At 53.4% G+C, this 18342-nt stretch carries 16 protein-coding genes and 1 pseudogene; 13 read left to right on the top strand and 4 right to left on the bottom strand.

Annotated elements, in window-relative coordinates; all coding sequences use genetic code 11:
• Positions 1–237: 237 nt before the first annotated feature.
• Together PVV54_RS14335 and PVV54_RS26620 are read right to left on the bottom strand one after the other, a co-directional pair.
• Entirely contained in the window at positions 238–633 is a 396-nt protein-coding gene (locus PVV54_RS14335) for a tyrosine-type recombinase/integrase (protein WP_274905882.1), read from the bottom strand.
• Complete coding sequence (locus tag PVV54_RS26620) at positions 576–974, bottom strand: phage integrase central domain-containing protein (RefSeq protein ID WP_446731466.1); 399 nt, start codon at positions 972–974, stop codon at positions 576–578. The genes PVV54_RS14335 and PVV54_RS26620 overlap by 58 nt, the downstream gene beginning before the upstream one ends.
• A 266-nt stretch (positions 975–1240) precedes the next feature.
• Between PVV54_RS26620 and PVV54_RS14330 the strand changes: the two genes are divergently transcribed.
• Positions 1241–2398, top strand: coding sequence for a DUF3320 domain-containing protein (locus PVV54_RS14330; protein WP_274905881.1), 1158 nt, complete (start codon positions 1241–1243; stop codon positions 2396–2398).
• Between the two features lie 60 nt (positions 2399–2458).
• On the opposite strand, the gene mobH is transcribed toward PVV54_RS14330, so the two are convergent.
• Both mobH and PVV54_RS14320 read right to left on the bottom strand, forming a co-directional pair.
• A complete protein-coding gene (mobH, locus tag PVV54_RS14325) occupies positions 2459–4129 on the bottom strand; it encodes a MobH family relaxase (RefSeq protein ID WP_274905880.1) in 1671 nt (556 codons plus the stop codon).
• Between the two features lie 1253 nt (positions 4130–5382).
• Positions 5383–5619 (bottom strand): annotated as a pseudogene (locus PVV54_RS14320) (aldehyde dehydrogenase family protein); the annotation flags it as partial.
• Between the two features lie 210 nt (positions 5620–5829).
• Here PVV54_RS14320 and PVV54_RS14315 point away from each other — a divergent pair.
• The 12 genes from PVV54_RS14315 (at position 5830) to PVV54_RS14260 (ending at position 18174) form a co-directional block, all read left to right on the top strand.
• Positions 5830–6474 (top strand): RraA family protein, encoded by a 645-nt coding sequence (locus tag PVV54_RS14315; protein ID WP_274905879.1) that lies wholly within the window; start codon positions 5830–5832, stop codon positions 6472–6474.
• A 30-nt stretch (positions 6475–6504) separates the two neighbouring features.
• Positions 6505–7704, top strand: a complete 1200-nt coding sequence (locus PVV54_RS14310; protein WP_274905878.1) for a pyridoxal phosphate-dependent aminotransferase — start codon at positions 6505–6507, stop codon at positions 7702–7704.
• 89 nt (positions 7705–7793) lie between these two features.
• The gene (locus tag PVV54_RS14305; protein WP_274905877.1) at positions 7794–9068 is read left to right on the top strand and encodes a cation:dicarboxylate symporter family transporter; all 1275 of its coding nucleotides are present in this window, start codon (positions 7794–7796) and stop codon (positions 9066–9068) included.
• A gap of 225 nt (positions 9069–9293) precedes the next feature.
• The gene (locus PVV54_RS14300; RefSeq protein ID WP_274905876.1) at positions 9294–10205 is read left to right on the top strand and encodes a LysR family transcriptional regulator; all 912 of its coding nucleotides are present in this window, start codon (positions 9294–9296) and stop codon (positions 10203–10205) included.
• Between the two features lie 191 nt (positions 10206–10396).
• Positions 10397–10858 (top strand): acetyl-CoA carboxylase biotin carboxyl carrier protein, encoded by a 462-nt coding sequence (gene accB, locus PVV54_RS14295; protein WP_274905875.1) that lies wholly within the window; start codon positions 10397–10399, stop codon positions 10856–10858.
• A 16-nt stretch (positions 10859–10874) separates the two neighbouring features.
• On the top strand, positions 10875–12221 hold the full coding sequence (accC, locus tag PVV54_RS14290) for an acetyl-CoA carboxylase biotin carboxylase subunit (RefSeq protein ID WP_274905874.1): 1347 nt from the start codon (positions 10875–10877) through the stop codon (positions 12219–12221).
• A 320-nt stretch (positions 12222–12541) separates the two neighbouring features.
• On the top strand, positions 12542–13909 hold the full coding sequence (locus PVV54_RS14285; protein ID WP_274905873.1) for an MFS transporter: 1368 nt from the start codon (positions 12542–12544) through the stop codon (positions 13907–13909).
• A 105-nt stretch (positions 13910–14014) separates the two neighbouring features.
• Positions 14015–15259 carry an OprD family porin gene (locus PVV54_RS14280; protein ID WP_274905872.1) on the top strand — a complete coding sequence of 415 codons (1245 nt, stop codon included), beginning with the start codon at positions 14015–14017 and terminating at the stop codon, positions 15257–15259.
• 113 nt (positions 15260–15372) lie between these two features.
• On the top strand, positions 15373–16032 hold the full coding sequence (pxpB, locus tag PVV54_RS14275; protein WP_274905871.1) for a 5-oxoprolinase subunit PxpB: 660 nt from the start codon (positions 15373–15375) through the stop codon (positions 16030–16032).
• Positions 16029–16973 (top strand): 5-oxoprolinase subunit C family protein, encoded by a 945-nt coding sequence (locus tag PVV54_RS14270; RefSeq protein WP_274905870.1) that lies wholly within the window; start codon positions 16029–16031, stop codon positions 16971–16973. The genes pxpB and PVV54_RS14270 overlap by 4 nt, the downstream gene beginning before the upstream one ends.
• On the top strand, positions 16964–17398 hold the full coding sequence (locus PVV54_RS14265; RefSeq protein ID WP_274905869.1) for an acetyl-CoA carboxylase biotin carboxyl carrier protein: 435 nt from the start codon (positions 16964–16966) through the stop codon (positions 17396–17398). The genes PVV54_RS14270 and PVV54_RS14265 overlap by 10 nt, the downstream gene beginning before the upstream one ends.
• Complete coding sequence (locus PVV54_RS14260) at positions 17395–18174, top strand: LamB/YcsF family protein (protein ID WP_274905868.1); 780 nt, start codon at positions 17395–17397, stop codon at positions 18172–18174. The genes PVV54_RS14265 and PVV54_RS14260 overlap by 4 nt, the downstream gene beginning before the upstream one ends.
• Positions 18175–18342: the final 168 nt, after the last annotated feature.

The raw sequence follows: 18342 nt of genomic DNA, 5'->3' as shown, positions 1-18342 counted from the left end.
TGCGAGCCTCGTTTCCCTACTAAAATTCATATGAATCAGCACCTATGCACTGTCAGGTTGTTTTGCACCTGACAGTGCATAACAAGCCCATTCCTCCATTAGTTGTTTCCGCTTTTCCAGCAGGTCACCTCTTCGATATGCTGCTTCAGTCGCATTGCTGATTTTATGCGCCAATGCCATCTCAGGGACGATGTTGGCGAAGTTAGTCGTCTCGGCGGCCCAGTCTCTGAAGCTTGATCAAAAGCCATGCATGGTGATGACTTCACCAACTTCATTGCGCCAGCCGGATCCGTTGTTGGCTAAGGACTTCTCATCCATACCGCGTATTTTTTGTAGCATTGCCATGTTCGAGAGCGGTCGACCAATGCTCCTACCTGGGAAAATCAATCCGCTTTTGCGTTCTGCCTTTAGACACCTGAGCGTGTGAAGGGCGGCTTTGGATAGTGATACTCTATGCTGGCGCCCGGCTTTCATTCGAACAGCCGGTATAGTCCAAATCTCTTCGTCCAGATCAATCTCTTCCCAGCACCCACCTATCACCTCGCTTGTGCGCAGAGCACTTAGCACGGTTAACTTCACCGCAATTGAACTAAGGTCCGTGGAATGCTCAAGTTCTGCCTTAAAGGCTGGCATTGCTCCCAGGGTAGAGCGGGATGATTACCACGGTCTGCCAGCCTTCTTCTAGGTAGAAGCTTGTCCAAGTGACCTCGCCAACGAGCGGAGTTTTCACCCGTGCGCAGCCGGCGTGCTTTGGCTGCATCGAGAACAAGCTCTAGCCGGTTTCTGACCCTGGCCGCTGTCTCAGGCTTAGCGGTCCATATTGGATTCAGAATCTTCAAGATATCGTCTGTTCCAACTTCGTCGACTGGCTTTTCTCCGATAAAGGGGAATGCATAAGTAGTGAGTGTGTTGACCCACTGTTGCGCGTGTTTTGCGTTTTTCCAGCCAGCTCTATGGGCTTCGATGTAGTCCATTGCACAAGCGCGGAAGGTGTTTTCAAGATTCATTTCCCGAGCAACCCGCGCAGCCTCAGGCTGCTGGAGTGCATCAGCCTTGTGTGTCAGAGGGTCGATACCCTCACGAATTAATGCTCTGTGAGTGTCGGCGCGGGCGCGCGCCTCGTTCAACCCATAGTGAGGGTACGGTTTTCTCAGTAAACTGGCCCACGGCCGTCAAGTGAGCTGATCGCACTTCAACTTGTTTCAGTTTGTCGCGAAGGGTAATAGCGGCGAATTCCGAATTGTCGCTCGAACAGCTCAAGCAGAACTGTGAGCTGATGGTCACATCCGAGCCTCGCCTGAGAGCTTGGTGCGCCTGGCGTAAAGTCCGAGATGAGGCGTACGCGGTTGGCTTGGCGGCTGAGCTCTCCAAGAAAGGCTGGCACGTCGTTACCCAAATCGGCGTATCGTCGTTCCGCATTGATCTAGGCATCGTGCATCCCGATGCCCCTGGTCGATTCCTCGCCGGCGTGGAGTGCGACGGTGCAACCTACCATCGTAGCGCCACTGCACGCGACCGCGACAAGCTTCGTGAGTTTGTACTGCGCGGTCTGGGCTGGGAGATCGTCAGAATCTGGTCGACTGATTGGTGGATTGATGCTGCCAACACAGCCGAGAAGGTTCATCAGAAGCTCTCAGCGTTGCTCACAACATCACGAGCGAGACAGGCTGAAATCGATGCTGCTGAGGAGGTGTATCGGCTCAAAGCTGACGTCGCAGTCGCGGAGGTGATCGAGGTGGTCGAGCAGGTCACCCAAGTGGTAACAGGCGAGGAGGGCATGCCTGTCGCCAATGATCCGGCAGGTGCCTTCCAAGAGCAGAAGTACGCGAAGGTGGCCACTGTTGACGCCGTTCCGGAGTACGTAGCCTACGAACCGATGGACTATCCAATTTATCGAGAGACAGATCCTGCTCAAGCAGTACAGGGCGTAAACCCCGAGCAGTTCTTTGAGGCCGCCTACACACCGGTTCTACAGAGCATGATCGCTCATGTCGTGAATGAAGAAGGCCCCGTATTGGACAGTGTCTTGGCTCGGCGCATCGCCCGAGCGCATGGCTGGGTGCGTACAGGAGCGCGGATACGAGATCGTGTCGATCAGCTTGCGCATGCTCATTTCAGGGCACATGAGGAGGAACAACTGGGCACGTTCTTCTGGCCTGCCAGCCTCCAATCAGATTCGGCGGTCGTATTCCGTCGTCCTGGTGACGATGACTCTGTACGCAGCCTTGTAGAAATCTGCTTGCAGGAATTGGCCGCACTTGTGGGTGAAATGGAGACCAAGGGGCACGAGGCTGAGGCCTTGATCCACGCTGTTGCTAGAGAGGCCGGTGTTATGAAGCTCGCACACGCTGGCCGCTTGCGGATCGAGAAGGCTATTCGTCATCGCGGGGAAGATTAGGTTGATGTGTTCAGGGTATGAATTGTTCAAACCCTGGGCACTTGAGGTTCCACCGGTGCTTTATTTGATCAATGTGAGGAATGGGTTGTCCGCTGGTGGCTCTCGAGATATGGCTGCTTTCTCTCGCAGGAGGTAGCCATTTAATAAGCTTGTTTTGCGAGGACCTCTAACCTTGCAAGTCCAAATATTCTGCCTATTGGGCTTTTTCAGATGAGCATCCAGCTTTTCAAAGTGACGTTGGATTCGTCGCCAGGCGTCGCTTTGAAGGTCTGCTTCGGCTAACTCGGGGTGTTCGGCAGCGTAGCGTTGGAAAATGCCCGGGGTGACTAGGAAAAAAGTGCCGTCTACGGTATGAACCTTGGCCTTGCTGTCGTTGACCACCAAGCGATGTTTGAGAACTCCTTCGCGGAGCCATTCGAGGAAGGCCAGCCCCTCCGCATCTTTGGGTGGCTCAATGGTGGATTGCAGGTTTCCCGCGCTTGGTCCAGTTTCGAGCTCGCTCGGCTCTTGCAGCATGACCATCAAATCGTCGAGATAGTCAAAATTCTGGTTCTGGTGCTCGGATACGGGCTGTTTTTTTTCCGGCGTTGGTTTCGGTCGATCCAAAGCCGACTCGCAGGTCTCACCGGCCGGCAGAGGATGTTCCATCATTGGCTCAACCGTTCCTTTAAAGCAGTCTGGCCGAGGGGCATCGGCCCATATCAGGCTCGGTTGCAGGCGGAGAAAAGTAAAGCGATGTTGCCAGTCATCGTCTATTACGTTGGCATTCCATACCGCTTTACCTTCAGGTGTCGCGTCCACCAATCCATGTGATTGCAGCTCATCGAACAAGGCGATGTTGGAGGTGGGGATGCCGTCAACCGCTTGAGCGAGCAGGTAAGCGCGTAGTTTGTCGGTGGCGACCTTGCTGACCAGCCAGAGATAATCCTCGGTGAGCCAACCGGCTGCGCCGGGCTGGTTGAGCTTGAACTCGTTCTTGACCAGGTGTTGCAGGCCCATGAGCAGATGATGCTGCAGCGAGTGTTTGGGCGCCTGCAAGGCCTTGGTGGGATTGGCACCGATGTTCTGCGCGGTGGATATGCGGTCCGCTTGTAGCACCAGTTCCCCGAGGGTACCGGCATGCTCGTAGTGGTTGGCCAGCAGGAAGAGCAGCTGGCTCCACAAGATCGGATAGCTGCTCAACCAGTCGAGCTGGCGGGGCATCAAGATCTGGGTGTAAAGCAGCCCCGCAGCGGCGCCGTGTAGCTTATAGTCGCGGCCGGCGCCGTAGCGAAAGCGATAGGGCTGATTTAAAAGGCCGTGCCAGGGGTGCCATACCTCGCCATTCTGATACTCGACCTGCAGGTCGACGGCAATCTTACCAATGTCGTGGAGCAAGGCGCCGTAGGCAATCACCGCGCTCCAGGCGTCCGCTTGCGCGGCCTGATCTTCCGGTGCGGCGCCGCTGGGTAGCAGGTACAACTGGCGCAACTTCAGGCTGCAGGCCATCAGCTCTAGTCCATGGTCCAGCATGCCGCCGGGATAGGCATGGTGGTGGCTTTCGCTGGCGGGGAGTTGCTGAACATAGCTGGCGTAACGACGTATCGGCTCGAGGTAGAGCTGATCGAACTGAGGCTCGGAGAGCGCCGTGTATTGCCAGATGCGCTCCAGCAGCTTTCTCCGGTGGTCGGCGAGGTTGCACCAGAGAATTGCGGCATCGATGGGGTGATAGCAGCTCTTGATCGAGTCCATGGCATCAGCCTCCTGCTGAAATTGTCCTGATTTCGCAGGCGGTGGCTGTAGCCTCTGTCGAGCGAGCCGGCATCCAAGGGGCTTTTGGGATCCGAAAATAGTGACTGTGAAATAGACGTTTGGTTCGGCTGAAGAGAACTGATCACGACAGATTTTGACGCGACTGATAATTGCCATCATTTCGCCCCCCCCAAGCGCACTTTGACCGACAGGCTTTTCGTTCTATTTTCCTACCAGAAAGAGGCCGAGCACGTGCAGATCGAGGTGGGCGAAGGAAAGCAGTTGTTTCTGCCGAGCAGCAAGACCGACCGCGGCAATCGGGGGCGTAATCTGACCATTCCGGCTCTTAAACGCCGGCGTGCGATACAAGGCTACAGAACAGTACTTATAGCTCAGTGGTATCGAGCAGGGCCCATTGATCCGCGGTATCGATCGCTGGCGGCATATCAGTGCCCATCAACTCAATGTCAACAGCGTGTCGCGTATCATGCGTCAGGCCTTATCCCGCAGTGGTGTAGAGGTCGAAGGTTATTCAGCGCACTCGTATCCAATAGAGTCTTGAGCAGTTGATGACCTACATCGGTTGACGCGATGTGCAGTCGACTGCGTGTTTCATCAATCCTGCGGCACCTTTTGGCGATAGGATAAGTTGTCAGCAGATGTCGTGACTGGGGACTGGTGACGGTTGGTCAGCGTACATCCAACTTACCTTGCGTAAGTCAGTCCGGTTTGCACTTATCCGGAAGCTGTGGTCCGATTTCACTAGCCTACAGCGGAGTAATCCGTGTCAGTACATCCTTGGTTAAGGGATACAAAACGTGCCAATCCATGGGCGCTGATTGGACCAAGCTTATGATTGTTTCCGCCCGTTTGCCACTGCGCAGCGATCCGGTTAATAGCTGGTTTTAGCAGTCAAACGCCAAAATTCAAATCTAATTCTCTATCAGGAGAATAGCGATGGGCGCTTATATATAGCTAGGGGCTGTTTTAGTCCCTACGCAAAAAAAAGATCGTTTTCGGATTTAGCCGAAAGCGAATAGGGAGCATGTACCAAGGGTGACCAAATCACAAGATTCTAACAGAGCCGCTCCTCAAGATTCTTGCCAGCATGCTCCAAAATGGTTCATTTCCTTGCTTCTGAATATTTTCAGTAATTCTTTGTGGCTTAACGAGGGAATGACGAATAAAAAACATCGGAAGTGAGTGTGGCGACACCTTTTGCTCGATGTAAAATCGACAGTATGTCTTAGATGCTACGCTCGCCAAGCATAATTAATGCACACAACTTTTGGCTGAGTTATGTCTTCGTAGGCGAAGCGAACACCTTCGCGGCCTAGACTACCGTATTTTAATCCGCCGAATGGCATCGCATCAAATCGATAGTCAGAGGAGTCGTTGATCATGACGCCGCCAGCTTCAATCTGATTTGCCAGCTTCAGCGCTTTTGAAAGATTCTTTGTGAAGAGCCCAGCGTGCAGGTGATCGGAATATGGTCTCGCAGGATTGGGATGTAGCAGCTGATTTCTTATCGACGGTTTGATGGAGTACAAAACGATAGGAGATGAATGCTGTTTGCCGGGGCGGCAATAATTCATTACTAAAAGAGATCTAATAACTTAAATTAATATCGCTAAAAAAGATTTTTTTACGTGCCTATGATGAGCCCGGGTTCCACTAAAACTCATCAAAAAGGTACTGCTATGCTCCTGCCAGGCCAACGAATCCAACCCGCTGCTCAGCCAGCACCGACCGGTGTTATAGAAGCCTTCCACAATGTTGTGACTCCGCATTTGAGTGACAACATGTCGCGCCATATCGGCATCAAAGGTCTGAAGCGCTACAACACGACTGGAAAGCTGGTAGGTACAGCGCTGACGGTTAAAACCCGTCCAGGTGACAACCTCTTCATCTACAAGGCTCTGCCGCTGATCAAGCCTGGTCACGTGCTGGTCATCGACGCTCAGGGTGACACCAACAACGCGGTCATCGGTGAGTTGATTAAGCTTTATGCCCAAGCACGCGGCTGCGTGGGATTCATTGTCGACGGCGCGATCCGCGACGTATCCAGCTTCCAGGACGTGCCGTGCTACGCACGCGATGTTACCCACTGCGGTCCCTACAAATCGGGACCAGGTGAGATCAATGTTCCGGTCAGCATTGGCGGCCAGATCATCGAGCCAGGCGACATCATCGTTGGCGATGAAGACGGAATTGTGAACTTCCCTCAGTGTCACGCCGATGAATTGCTGCGCTTGGCTGCTCGCCATGCGGCGATCGAAGAAGAAGTGAAAGCGGAAATCGCCAGCGGGAACCCATCCCAAAGCTGGTTGGATAAATACCTCTAATCGTCTTCTCTTCGTTATCGGAATTTAAACATGCTCCTTTCCAATCGCCTGAACAGCATTAAGCCGTCACCAAGCATCGCCGCCAACGCATTGGTCGTTGAACTGCGTAAACAAGGGCGCGACATCGTCAACTTCACCATCGGTGAACCCGATCTCGCGACACCGGACCATATCGTCCAGGCCGCAGTAGAGGCGATGCAGAATGGTGACACTCACTACACAGCTGCAGCCGGTACCGTAGAGGTGCGTCGCGCGATCGCCGAGAAATTGCAGCGCGATAACCAGCTGTCTTACGGCATCGATGAAATTGTCGTCGGTGTCGGCGGAAAACACATCATCTACCACGCCTTTGCGGCCACGCTGAATGCCGGCGATGAGGTAGTCGTTCATTCGCCCTACTGGGTTTCCTACCCAGACATCGCGACATTGAACGAGGCTACTCCAGTCATAATTGACGGTGACGAGTCGAACGGTTTCAAACTGCGTCCGGAAGACCTCGCCCGAGCGATCACCCCCAAGACCAAATGGGTGGTTCTCAATACGCCAAACAACCCTACCGGTGCGGTATATACCGAACAGGAGCTGAGCGGGCTTGCTGAGGTTCTGCGCCTGCACCCTCACGTGCTGATCCTTTCCGACGAAATTTATGAGCACTTCGTGTTTGGCAAACGCCGTCACTTGTCACTGCTCAACGTCGCACCTGATCTGAAAGATCAAACGCTGGTGCTCAACGGCGTATCGAAAGGCTACGCCATGACCGGATGGCGTCTGGGCTTTGGTGCTGGTCCGAAGGCACTGATTGCCGGAATCGTTAAATTGATCTCCCAGACTACTACCTGCCCTACGTCGATCAGCCAGGCGGCAGCGGTAGCGGCGTTTGCAGGTGACCAGGCCCCGGTTGAGAAAATGCGTGACATCTACGCTGCCCGCCGTCAATTGATGATGGATCTGCTCGGGGAAATCCCAGAGCTCTCCTGTGCGGCGCCGAAGGGAGCGTTCTATGTCTTCCCGAACGTTTCTGGGTTGTTCGGTAAGCGCAAACCGGACGGCGAGAAAATTCAGTCGGACGATGATGTCGTGAACTACCTACTTAACGAGGTAGGCGTGGCGACTGTGAGTGGTACCGCTTATGGCATGTCGCCGTATATCCGCCTGTCATTCGCCACGAACTCAGATCAGATCAGCGAAGGTCTTCGTCGAATTAAGGACGCAATTGAACGCCTTCGATAAATAATGGGCAACACCTTGTTCTGACGAACAGCCATGGATGGCAACCTTTCATAACTGCCTAGTTCAAAAAATCACAAAAGGGCTTCCAAATGAAAGCTGCACGCATCCCCCTTGTTTGGCAAATTATGATCGGCCTCGTAGCCGGCATTACTATAGGGGCGATCCTTAATAGTTTTCCTGAACACAAAGCTTGGTTGATCAGCGCAGTGTTGCAGCCTGCAGGCGATATTTTCATCAAACTGATGAAAATGATCGTTATCCCTCTGGTTTTCGCCTGCATGGTTGTCGGCATTGCCGGGCATGGCAAAGGTCACGGTCTCGGCCGGATCGGGGGCAAGACCCTCATCTATTTTTTCGCTGTTACCACCTCTGCCATTTTGTTTGGCTTGTTGGCCGGGAATCTTTTCACCCCGGGTGCAGGTGCTGATCTAACTGCTATGCATGCTGCACCAGTATCCATCGCACCTCAGGCTGGCACGTCACACGGCTTGGGCGCAATCATCCTTGGCATCATCCCGGACAACGTGATTGAGGCAATGGCCCAAGGGAAATTGCTGTCAGTACTGTTCTTTGCCGTCATGTTTGGATTGGCACTGGCCCGGCTGGATGATGCTGTCAAAGCTCCAGTAGTGGCTGCCCTGCGCGGTGTCTCAGAAACCATGTTCAAGGTTACCGGCATGATCATGGCGTACTCGCCCATTGGCGTCTTCGGCATGATCGCGGTAACGGTGGCCAATTTTGGCTTCACCTCCTTGCTCCCTCTGGCCAAGCTCATCCTGGTGACGTATGTCACGATCTTCCTATTTGCACTTCTGATGCTCGGTGCCATTGCTCGCTGTGTAGGGGTCAACTTGTTCAGCTTGATTAAGCACATCAAGGACGAACTCGTGTTGGCGTTTTCTAGTGCCAGTTCGGCCGCGGTGTTACCCCAACTGATGCAAAAACTGGAGACGTTTGGCGCACCACGCCATCTGGTTAGCTTTGTAGTGCCGGTTGGATACTCGTTCAACCTTGATGGCGCGTCGTTGTTCCTCGGCATCGGGACCCTATTCATTGCCCAGCTTTATGGCATCGACCTCAGCCTGGCAGATCAAGCCATGCTGGTGGTGACCATGGTGCTCACGTCAAAAGGTGCGGCGGGCGTTCCTGGGTTCATGTTCGTGATCCTCTCCGCAACGCTGGCCAGCGCCGGGTTGCCGGTTGAGGGCATTGCTTTCATCGCAGGCGTCTATCGCCTTATGGACATGCCAACCACGGCACTCAATGTGCTGGGCAACGCGCTTGCTCCATTGGTGATTGCACGCTGGGAGCAGTCCAAGCAGCAGAACCACGTCTCTGCAGAGCCTGCTACACAGGTTCGGTAATTGCGTTCCCTAAACCGAGCAGTGAAGAGCGTCCTAACTCCTTGCGCTCATTCACTGGGCGGTTTCCTTCAGGGGTAGCGGCATCGATGCAGCTACTCCTTTTTTTCTTCAGCCGCCCTGAAATGACCAATTTCGGCGACAGCTCCTGATACTGCTTGATCCCATTCGTCACCCACGCTACGGTCATCTCATTGCTTTTCTTTTTTTCATGAAAGGAATTTTTGAATGATTACTTTCAAGCAACTTGAGGCGGTGTACTGGATTGTAGAGCTGGGGGGCTTTGAAGCCGCCTCAGTGAAGCTCAACATGTCACAGTCCGCGATATCGAAACGTATCCATGAGTTGGAGGAGGCGTTTGATATTCAGATTTTTGACCGCACCAAGCGCACCGCCCGGCTGACCGAAAAAGGTACCGAATTGCTGGAGTACGCCACGGACCTCCTGCGGCAGCGGGAATATCTGCTTGAACGCATCAGCTCCCAGCACGTCCTTGTGCGCCGCTTTCGTTTAGGGGTTACTGAGTTGACTGCGTTGACCTGGCTACCTGCGCTAGCTGAGAGCATCCGCGAAGCTTATCCGCGGTTGGTACTCGAACCCTCGGTCGAACTGAGCACCGAGCTGTTCCGGAAGCTGGAAGCTGACCAGCTGGATTTGATCATTGTTCCTGATGTCTTCGACGATGCGCGCTATGTCTGCACTCCGCTCAAAACTGTAGAAAATGCGTGGATGTGCGCACCACATTTACACCGGGACACGAGCCCAATCAGCTTATCGAGCATCTCGAACTTTACCGTGCTGACGCAAGGTGGCAGTTCTGGTACCGGCCTCATCTATGAACGGTGGTTTGCTCAGCACAACCTCACTATCACCCGCACGCTGATCAGTAACTCGCTGGTGGCGCAGCTTGGGTTCACGTTGTCGGGCCTGGGCGTTAGCTATTTGCCTAAAGATTGTATGACGCCGTTGCTGGATCAGGGCTTGCTCCGCGTGGTGGAGACGAAGCCGGGATTGCCTCACGTGCGTTACGCAGCCTTACACCGGGCGGATCGCGTACTGGGGCTGACTTTGGAGATATCGAAATTGGCAGCCGCATGTTGCGACTTCAGCCGGATGCTTTTGCAGGGACGAGCCAGCTGATGGGGCGCCAAGTGTTTTCATTTCACATCGCGGATTGCTGAATAAAAGCGATGGCACAAGACCTAAAAATATCGCTAAAAATCTGATCCTGTCTCCCTAGAATGATTCGCCGGGACGTAAGCCAACAAAGTAGCCCTAGTCCTCGGGCCCGGTCACGTCCACCAGCAATCACTTTCAAAGGAGCCCTGGTGTTGGACATACGTAAAGTCAAAAGTCTGATCGATCTGCTGGAACAATCTGGCATTGATGAATTGGAGATCTCAGAGGGTGAGGAGTCCGTAAGGATCCGCCGGCATCGCCATCTAGTCACCACCCCAGCCATGGGAGCCACCTCTCAAGCAACCTCCACTCAGGCAACGGCTGCAGTGCCCGTATTACCGGCCAAGGCAAGGCCGTCCCCACAGAATCAAACAGAAGAAACCAATGCGCATCGCTCTCCGATGGTGGGCACCTTTTATCGTTCCGCTTCTCCTACTAGTCCTGCATTTGTGGAGGTTGGGCAGAGCGTCAATAAAGGCGATGTTCTGTGCATCGTAGAGGCGATGAAAATGATGAATCACATCGAAGCCGATGCTTCGGGTGTCATCGCGTCGATCCTGGTCGCGGACGGAGATCCAGTCGAACACGGCCAACCGTTGTTTACCTTCGTCTGAGGCAGGATTACTCCCTATGCTTGATAAAGTACTGATCGCCAATCGTGGCGAAATTGCCCTCCGTATCTTGAGGGCTTGTAAAGAGTTGGGCATCAGAACTGTTGCGGCGTATTCGTTGGCAGATAAAGACCTTGCGCACATATCGCTGGCCGATGAAGCGATATGTATCGGGCCGGCTCCAGCTAACAAATCCTACCTGAGCATACCTCTGCTCCTCAGTGCGGCTGAGCTTACCGGCGCCACTGCCATCCACCCCGGCTATGGTTTCCTTGCAGAGAACGCCGATTTCGCTGAGCAGGCTGAAAACGCTGGTTTTATCTTCATCGGCCCAACGGCCAGCACTATTCGTTTGATGGGCGACAAGGTGTCAGCCAAGCAGGCCATGGAAGCAACCGGAGTGCCTACAGTGCCAGGCTCAGCCGGTGCATTGCCTGAGGAAGAAGAGACAGCGTTAGCCATCGCTCGTGATGTAGGCTACCCCGTCATTATTAAAGCCGCCGGAGGCGGCGGCGGTCGAGGCATGCGCGTTGTTTATGAGGAGGCTGAGCTCATCAAAGCCGCAAAGCTTACTCGTACTGAGGCGGCTGCAGCCTTCGGCAATCCAGAGGTCTATCTCGAAAAATTCCTGACCAATCCGCGCCATGTTGAAGTGCAGGTTTTGTCCGATGGCCAAGGTAACGCCATTCACTTAGGGGACCGTGATTGTTCGCTTCAACGGCGACATCAAAAAGTCCTGGAGGAGGCGCCGGCGCCACATATTGACGAAGCAGCACGGGCCGACGTGCTCGCTCGGTGCGTCCAAGCTTGCATCGATATCGGTTATCGAGGGGCAGGAACCTTCGAGTTCTTATATGAGAACGGACGTTTTTACTTCATCGAAATGAACACGCGTATTCAGGTTGAGCATCCTGTGACCGAGATGGTGACGGGCGTCGACATCATGAAAGAGATGCTGAGCATTGCTGACGGCAATCCCCTCTCGATCCGCCAAGACCAGGTCGTCATCCGAGGGCATTCCGTGGAGTGCCGGATCAATGCCGAAGATCCTGAGACTTTTATGCCATGCCCAGGAACGGTGAGTTTCTTCCATGCCCCGGGTGGAAACGGTGTGCGGGTGGACTCCCATCTGTTCAGCGGCTATACGGTGCCGCCGAATTACGATTCGTTGATCGGCAAACTGATTACCCACGGCAGTACACGTGAGGAGGCGATGGCACGTATGCGAAATGCTCTGGACGAGATCGTGATCGATGGAATTAAGACAAACCTCCCACTGCACCGTCAGCTCACACGGGATGAAGGCTTTGCGAAGGGAGGTGTGAACATACACTACCTAGAGCATAAGCTTTCCGAGAAAGCCTAAGAGAGTCAGGCGCCCTCCCCCTGATAGGAGTGGGCGCTCACCGGTCAAAAAGCGGAAAAATACACCTCGATAGATGACGAAAAGAGATGCGATGAAATAAATAAATATCGCTAAAAATGCTTTTTCTCCAGCGGTAAACTCGGTGCTACAAGAGCAAAAAGCTGGAGCGCCGAGCTACCGCCCCCAAATGCTGATTATACCTGGCTATAATATTTTATGGTCAGCGGCTGTGTCGTGCAAATGGGACCAATCTTGTGAACTCTCTGCCGAAAACGGAGCTTTTAGTAGAGCTCTTTTAAACAACAATATAGAGAAAGAGCATGACACACTCAGAGCTGACAATTAACGATCGTCACTCGGAACTAAGCATAGCTAATCGCTTAGACCGACTTCCTGTGGGTCGTTTTCACTACCGTCTGATATTCATGATCGGAGCCGGCCTCTTCCTTGACTCCTTCGAACTGGCCTTGGCGGGCAGCGTGCTTGGTGCGCTGTTGGCAGAACAGTGGAGCACTTCTCAGCTCAATGCGTGGTTTATCTCCGCAACCTTCATGGGCTTCATTATTGGAGCTTGGGCCTCTGGCGTCTTGGGTGATCGGATTGGTCGAAGATATTGCTATCAAATAAATTTGGCTATATTTGGGCTGGCTTCTATCGCGGCAGCATTCGCACCTAACATGTATGTTTTGATTGGGTTGCGCTTCATCATGGGTATCGGCCTAGGTGGCGAGTTGGTACTTGGTTTTGCAACACTTAGTGAGTTCGTGCCGCCGAACAAGCGCGGACGCCTGGTTGCTTTGCTGTCATTTATCGCTCAGTCCGCTCTCTTTGTCGCAGGTGTCTGTGCTTTGTGGGTAATTCCGAACCTGGGCTGGCGTTGGATGTTCGCCATCGCCGGCATCGCGGCGGTACTGATCTGGGCAATGCGTAAATCGATGCCGGAATCTCCGCGCTGGTTGGCATCGAAAGGCCGATTTGAGGAAGCTGACGCCATCGTTGCATCGGTTGAAAGGTCCATGAACATCACGACTCCGCCTGATACAAAGGTTCAGAGTGCGGTAGGTAAAGAACCTATTCAGGCCACCATCGGCGATCTGTTCAAGAAGCCCCATCGCGCCAAAATGATCGTAGGTATCGCGATCATGGTCACAATCCAGATTTGCCTCTATGGGTTGGTCAGCTGGCTTCCATCATTTTTTGTACAGCAGGGCTTGGGGATCGTTAAATCCCTCCAGTGGAACACGATCATGAGCTTTGGCGGGCCGGTTGGAGGATTAATCGCACTGCTACTGGTGGATAAAGTGGGTCGTAAGCCAATGCTTGTGGCAGCTGCATTCTGTGCTGCAGTGATTGCCGGGGTTTACGTCTCTCTGACAGATGAAACAGCCTTGATCGCCGCAGGGTTCCTGCTGATTACCTCCATTTACACACTCGTAGTTGTCGGGCAGGCAATTTACATGTCTGAGCTATTCCCGACCCGGTTGCGTATGCGTGGAACAGGTACCTGTAGCGCAATCGCCCGACTGGTTGCGACGACCATTCCCTTTGCAATTCCAGCAATCTTCGCGAGCGGCGGTATCAAGCTTGTGATTGGTATTGTCGGCTGCGTCTTGCTCGTGTTTGCTGTGATTATTATCTGCTTGGGTCAAGAAACCCGTAAGCAATCGCTGGAAAGTATAAATAACTAATTTATCCAGTCAGTCGGACGAGAGCTATCGACTCTAAGCTAGAAGCTTTCGTCCAATTATTCTGCGTACCTGCCTAATAATAATTTTTCCTGAGGTATGGTTATCATGCGCCTTTTGACTATCCAGGCGATGCCTTTGGCATTGCTAACCAGCGCTTGCTTGTTGCCATCGAATGCTAGCGCGGAGTTTTTCGAAGACAGTAAAGCCACTTTAGAACTTCGTAATCTGTATTTTAACCGAGACTTTCGTCAACCGGGAGGCAGCGCTGCTAGTGGTCAAAGCAAAGCTGCAGAATGGGGACAAGGATTCATATTCAGAGGGGAGTCTGGATACACTTCCGGCGTGCTTGGTTTAGGTGTGGATGCCATTGGCATGGTCGGATTCAAGCTTGACTCCAGCCATGATCGTGCCGGAACTGCATTGTTTCCCACAGGGTCTGATGGCGATTCTCAGGACGAATACTCAAAATTAGGCATTACTGGAAAAGCAAAGCTATCAAAGACAACGGCGAAGGTCGGAACACTCATATTCCGAAACCAGATGTTGCTTTCTCCAGATGGACGCTTGCTTCCCCAGATGTTCCGGGGCGCTATGATCGAATCCAGTGAAATTGATGGATTGACTGTGCAGGCGGCCAAAATCACCGACGCACTGCCGGCGCAATCAGGTCATTGGGCAAAGATGGTTGGCAACCGCATTGGTGGAGAAGGTGACTATTACGCCTTCTACGGGGGCGATTATGCGCCCAGTTCCCAATCTACCATTGGCCTGCATTATGGCAAGCTGGATGAGGTTTACCAACAGTACGTAGCCAATGCCGGCTACACCTTCAATCTTTCCGAAGACACCTCCATCAAGACCGAGGCACGCTTCGCCAAGAGCAGTGAGGATGGCAGTTTTCGGGCCATTGATAACAAAGCTTTTGGCGCCATGGTCACGCTGCGAAAATCAGCGCACTCCTTTGGAGTGGGTTACCAAAAAATGCGGGGGGACGATCCATATCCTTACGTAGCCAATTCTGATCCCTATTTGATTAACTTCATACAAATCAACGATTTTGCAAATGTGAATGAGCGCTCCTGGCAGGCCCGGTATGACCTCAACCTGGCAGCCTATGGAGTACCTGGACTCGTGTTCATGACGCGATATGTCACGGGTGATGACGTCGCTCTTTCGAGCGGGGCAACCGGTAAGGAGTGGGAGCGTGATACAGACATCACATACGCGTTCCAAAGCGGTCCGCTCAAAAATCTATCGCTTCGCTGGCGAAATGCGACTGTGCGGTCTTCGTTTGGAAACGATTTGGATGAGAACCGGTTAATCGTTCAATACACCATACCGTTGCGTTGATCTCCGAAATTTCGATTGAGGCAACGGTCTAAATGAGTTGAGCTTAACGGGGCGGATGCGAGTGAAACGCCTCGATTAAGCTGATGCTTGATGCGAGCTGATGGGAAAATGCTATGAAAAATCTGCAGTTTCACCGAATGGGTACCCGTGCCGTCCTTATTGAGTGTCAGCAGGCACAGGCTTCTGTGGAGGTGCAGCAGATCTGCTGGGGCCTAGATCTCCTCAGCCAGGAATTGGCCGGCCTCACTGAAAGCGTGCCGGGAATGAATAACCTTTTACTCATCTTCGATTCGCTACAGGCTCGCGAAAATGCTTTCCCTCGGCTGCCTGAGCTATGGCACTTGGCGAGCGATCAAAACCAGCAACGCGAGAGTCGGTGCATCAAGATCGGTGTTCATTATGGGGGAGACCGCGGTGCAGATCTGAGTGAACTTGCCCGCCACGCCGGGTTGTCTATCAACCAATTCGTTGAGCGCCACGCGCGTTCCCAGTACACGGTGTTTTGTTTGGGCGCCCACCCAGGCTTTGCTTACTTGGGAGGGCTGGAATCAGCGCTTCATGCTCCACGGCGTAGCGCTCCCCGCCAACGAGTCGAGGCTGGAAGTGTCGCTATTGGTGGGAGTCAAACCGGTGTTATAGCTGCAACCATGCCCAGTGGTTGGAACTTGATCGGGTCCACCGAACAAGTCTTTTTTGATCATCGTTTGGATCCGCCAGCTCTGCTCGCGCCCGGTGATAGGGTCCAGTTTGAAATTTTGGAGGTGTCAGCATGATCGAAGTTGTGAAATGCATGCCGGGCACCACTGTCCAGGATAACGGGCGCTCAGGATATCGGCGTATAGGTGTAGGGACGGCTGGCGCATTGGATCAGCTGGCTTTGTCGGTAGGTAACGTTCTGTTGGGCAACGATCAAAGCGCGCCCGCCATAGAGATTTTGATCTGTCCGTTCGAGATCCGGTTCGGGGCCGATTGCAGATTTTCCGTAACCGGCGCAGCAGCAAAGGCTTCCTTGGACGGCTTAGTGTTGCCGCCTTGGTGGTGCACCCAGGCCCGCAAGGGCCAAGTGTTGCGCCTGTCGGGAAGCCCAACAGGCGGCATTGCATATCTTTGCCTCCAGGGAGGAGTGTCGGTTCATCAAGTCCTGCACTCGTCCAGCACCGATCTGAAGGGTGCCTTCGGAGGATATGAGGGCCGAATGCTCAAGACTGGTGATGTACTTCACTTTGGACAAGCCAGAGGTGTACCAACAACCAGCAGCTTCGGCGCCTGCCCACCTGAGCGAGAGCTTCTGAAGAGCTTAAGATTTATGCCTGGCTTCGAGTTCGAGCAGCTGACGTCAAATGCTCGTCGAGAGTTTTGGAGTACCGAGTGGACAGTGTCTCGACAGAGCAATCGAATCGGTTACGGGCTTGTTGGTCCCGTGTTGGACCTTGGTAAGAACGTAGAACTGCTGTCGTACGCATTCTTGCCTGGCTTAATGCAGCTACCTCCGAACGGGCAGCCTATTGTGATGCTCGCGGATGCTCAAACCTCTGGCGGGTACCCACGCCTTGGAACTGTTATTGAATCCGACCTGCGATTGCTCGCCCATTCTGCGGCTGGCACGCAGGTCCGCCTGGTCGAATGTAGCGTGGAGGAAGCCGCTGCTGCTGAGTCCGCTGATGCAAATTATCTCACGGCGGTGAAGCGTATGAGGGAGGTGATATGCCGATGAATCTAACGGATATTGAAGAGCTCTGCCGTCATTTCGCTAAGAGCGGTATGAACGAGTTAGAGGTGGAAGGTCCCGGTTTCTCAATACGGGTGGAAAAGGCGGCAGGGCCTTCTCTGCCCGCCGTTGCGATTGCGCCAGTGCTGAGCTCAACGGCCAACGCTGTAGAGGAATCGGTGCAGACAATCACAAGCCCGGGGTTCGGTTTATTCCTACCATTTCACCCATCCGCCCCTAGCGAATCGCTAAAGGCTGGTGATCATTTCGAAGCCGGAAAAGTAATTGCTTTCCTTAAGGTCGGCGAGCTGCTGTTCCCCGTCACCTGTGATGTGGGCGGCGTCGTAGCTGAAGTAATCGCCAAGCCCTTGGCGACTGTGGGCTACGCCGCTCCATTAGTCAGCGTTTTCACCGAAAGGAACCACTCATGAAAATCATCGATCTCAACTCGGATATGGGCGAAAGCTTTGGTCCTTACACCATGGGCGATGACGCCGCACTTCTGAAGATCGTGACTTCTGCGAACGTCGCTTGTGGCTTCCACGCGGGTGATCCACTTGTCATGCGAGACACGGTTACGAAGGCAATCGCAGAAGGGGTGGATATCGGTGCTCACCCAGGGTTCATGGATTTATGGGGTTTTGGTCGTCGGCAGATACCTGGACAGAAGCCGGAGGATGTAGAGCAGATCATCGCTTACCAGATAGGCGCACTCCAAGCAGTGGCCAAGATGCATGGGGGTAAGGTCACTCACTTCAAGGCTCACGGGGCGCTCGGGAACATGGCGGCCATTGACGAGGGCTTATCTCAAGCCATTGTGAATGCCGTGCTTCGGGTAGATGAAAGCCTTACCTTCGTCATCCCGCCTTATAGTTTGACCGAGCAAGTAGCTGAGCGAGCCGGCTTGAAGATTGCGAGGGAAGTCTTCGCAGATCGCGCTTACGATGACAGTGGTTATCTACTGTCAAGGAAACTGGAGGGAGCGGTAATCCATGATGCGGAGCTAGCTGCCCAACGTGTTTTGGAAATGATAGAAACCCAGAGCATTACTACCGTCAGCGGAAAGCGGATGCCAGTGCAAATCGACAGCATCTGCGTTCACGGCGATTCCCCTGAGTCGGTTGAGATGGCATCGAAAGTGAAAGCTGTTTTAGTTGAGCACGGTTGGCTGCTGCGGCCATTGAGTCAAAATCCAAAATTCAGCTAGCGGCTCCAGGGGCAGTTTGAGCCGTGTCGGCGTGTAGTCTGAACGGTTGCTGCTATTGAGGCAGTAGCGTAGATCAGCAAGCAGAGCTTAACGACGATAGAAAATACATCGAAATAAAAAAAGCCCCGTTAATACGAGGCTTTTTGATCAATATGTCAAGCCGCAGCC

Source organism: Pseudomonas sp. PSKL.D1 (assembly GCF_028898945.1).
In the GTDB taxonomy this organism is placed as follows: Bacteria; Pseudomonadota; Gammaproteobacteria; order Pseudomonadales; family Pseudomonadaceae; genus Aquipseudomonas.
Note: the sequence above shows the minus strand (reverse complement) of the source record. Positions and strands in the feature narration are given on the sequence as shown.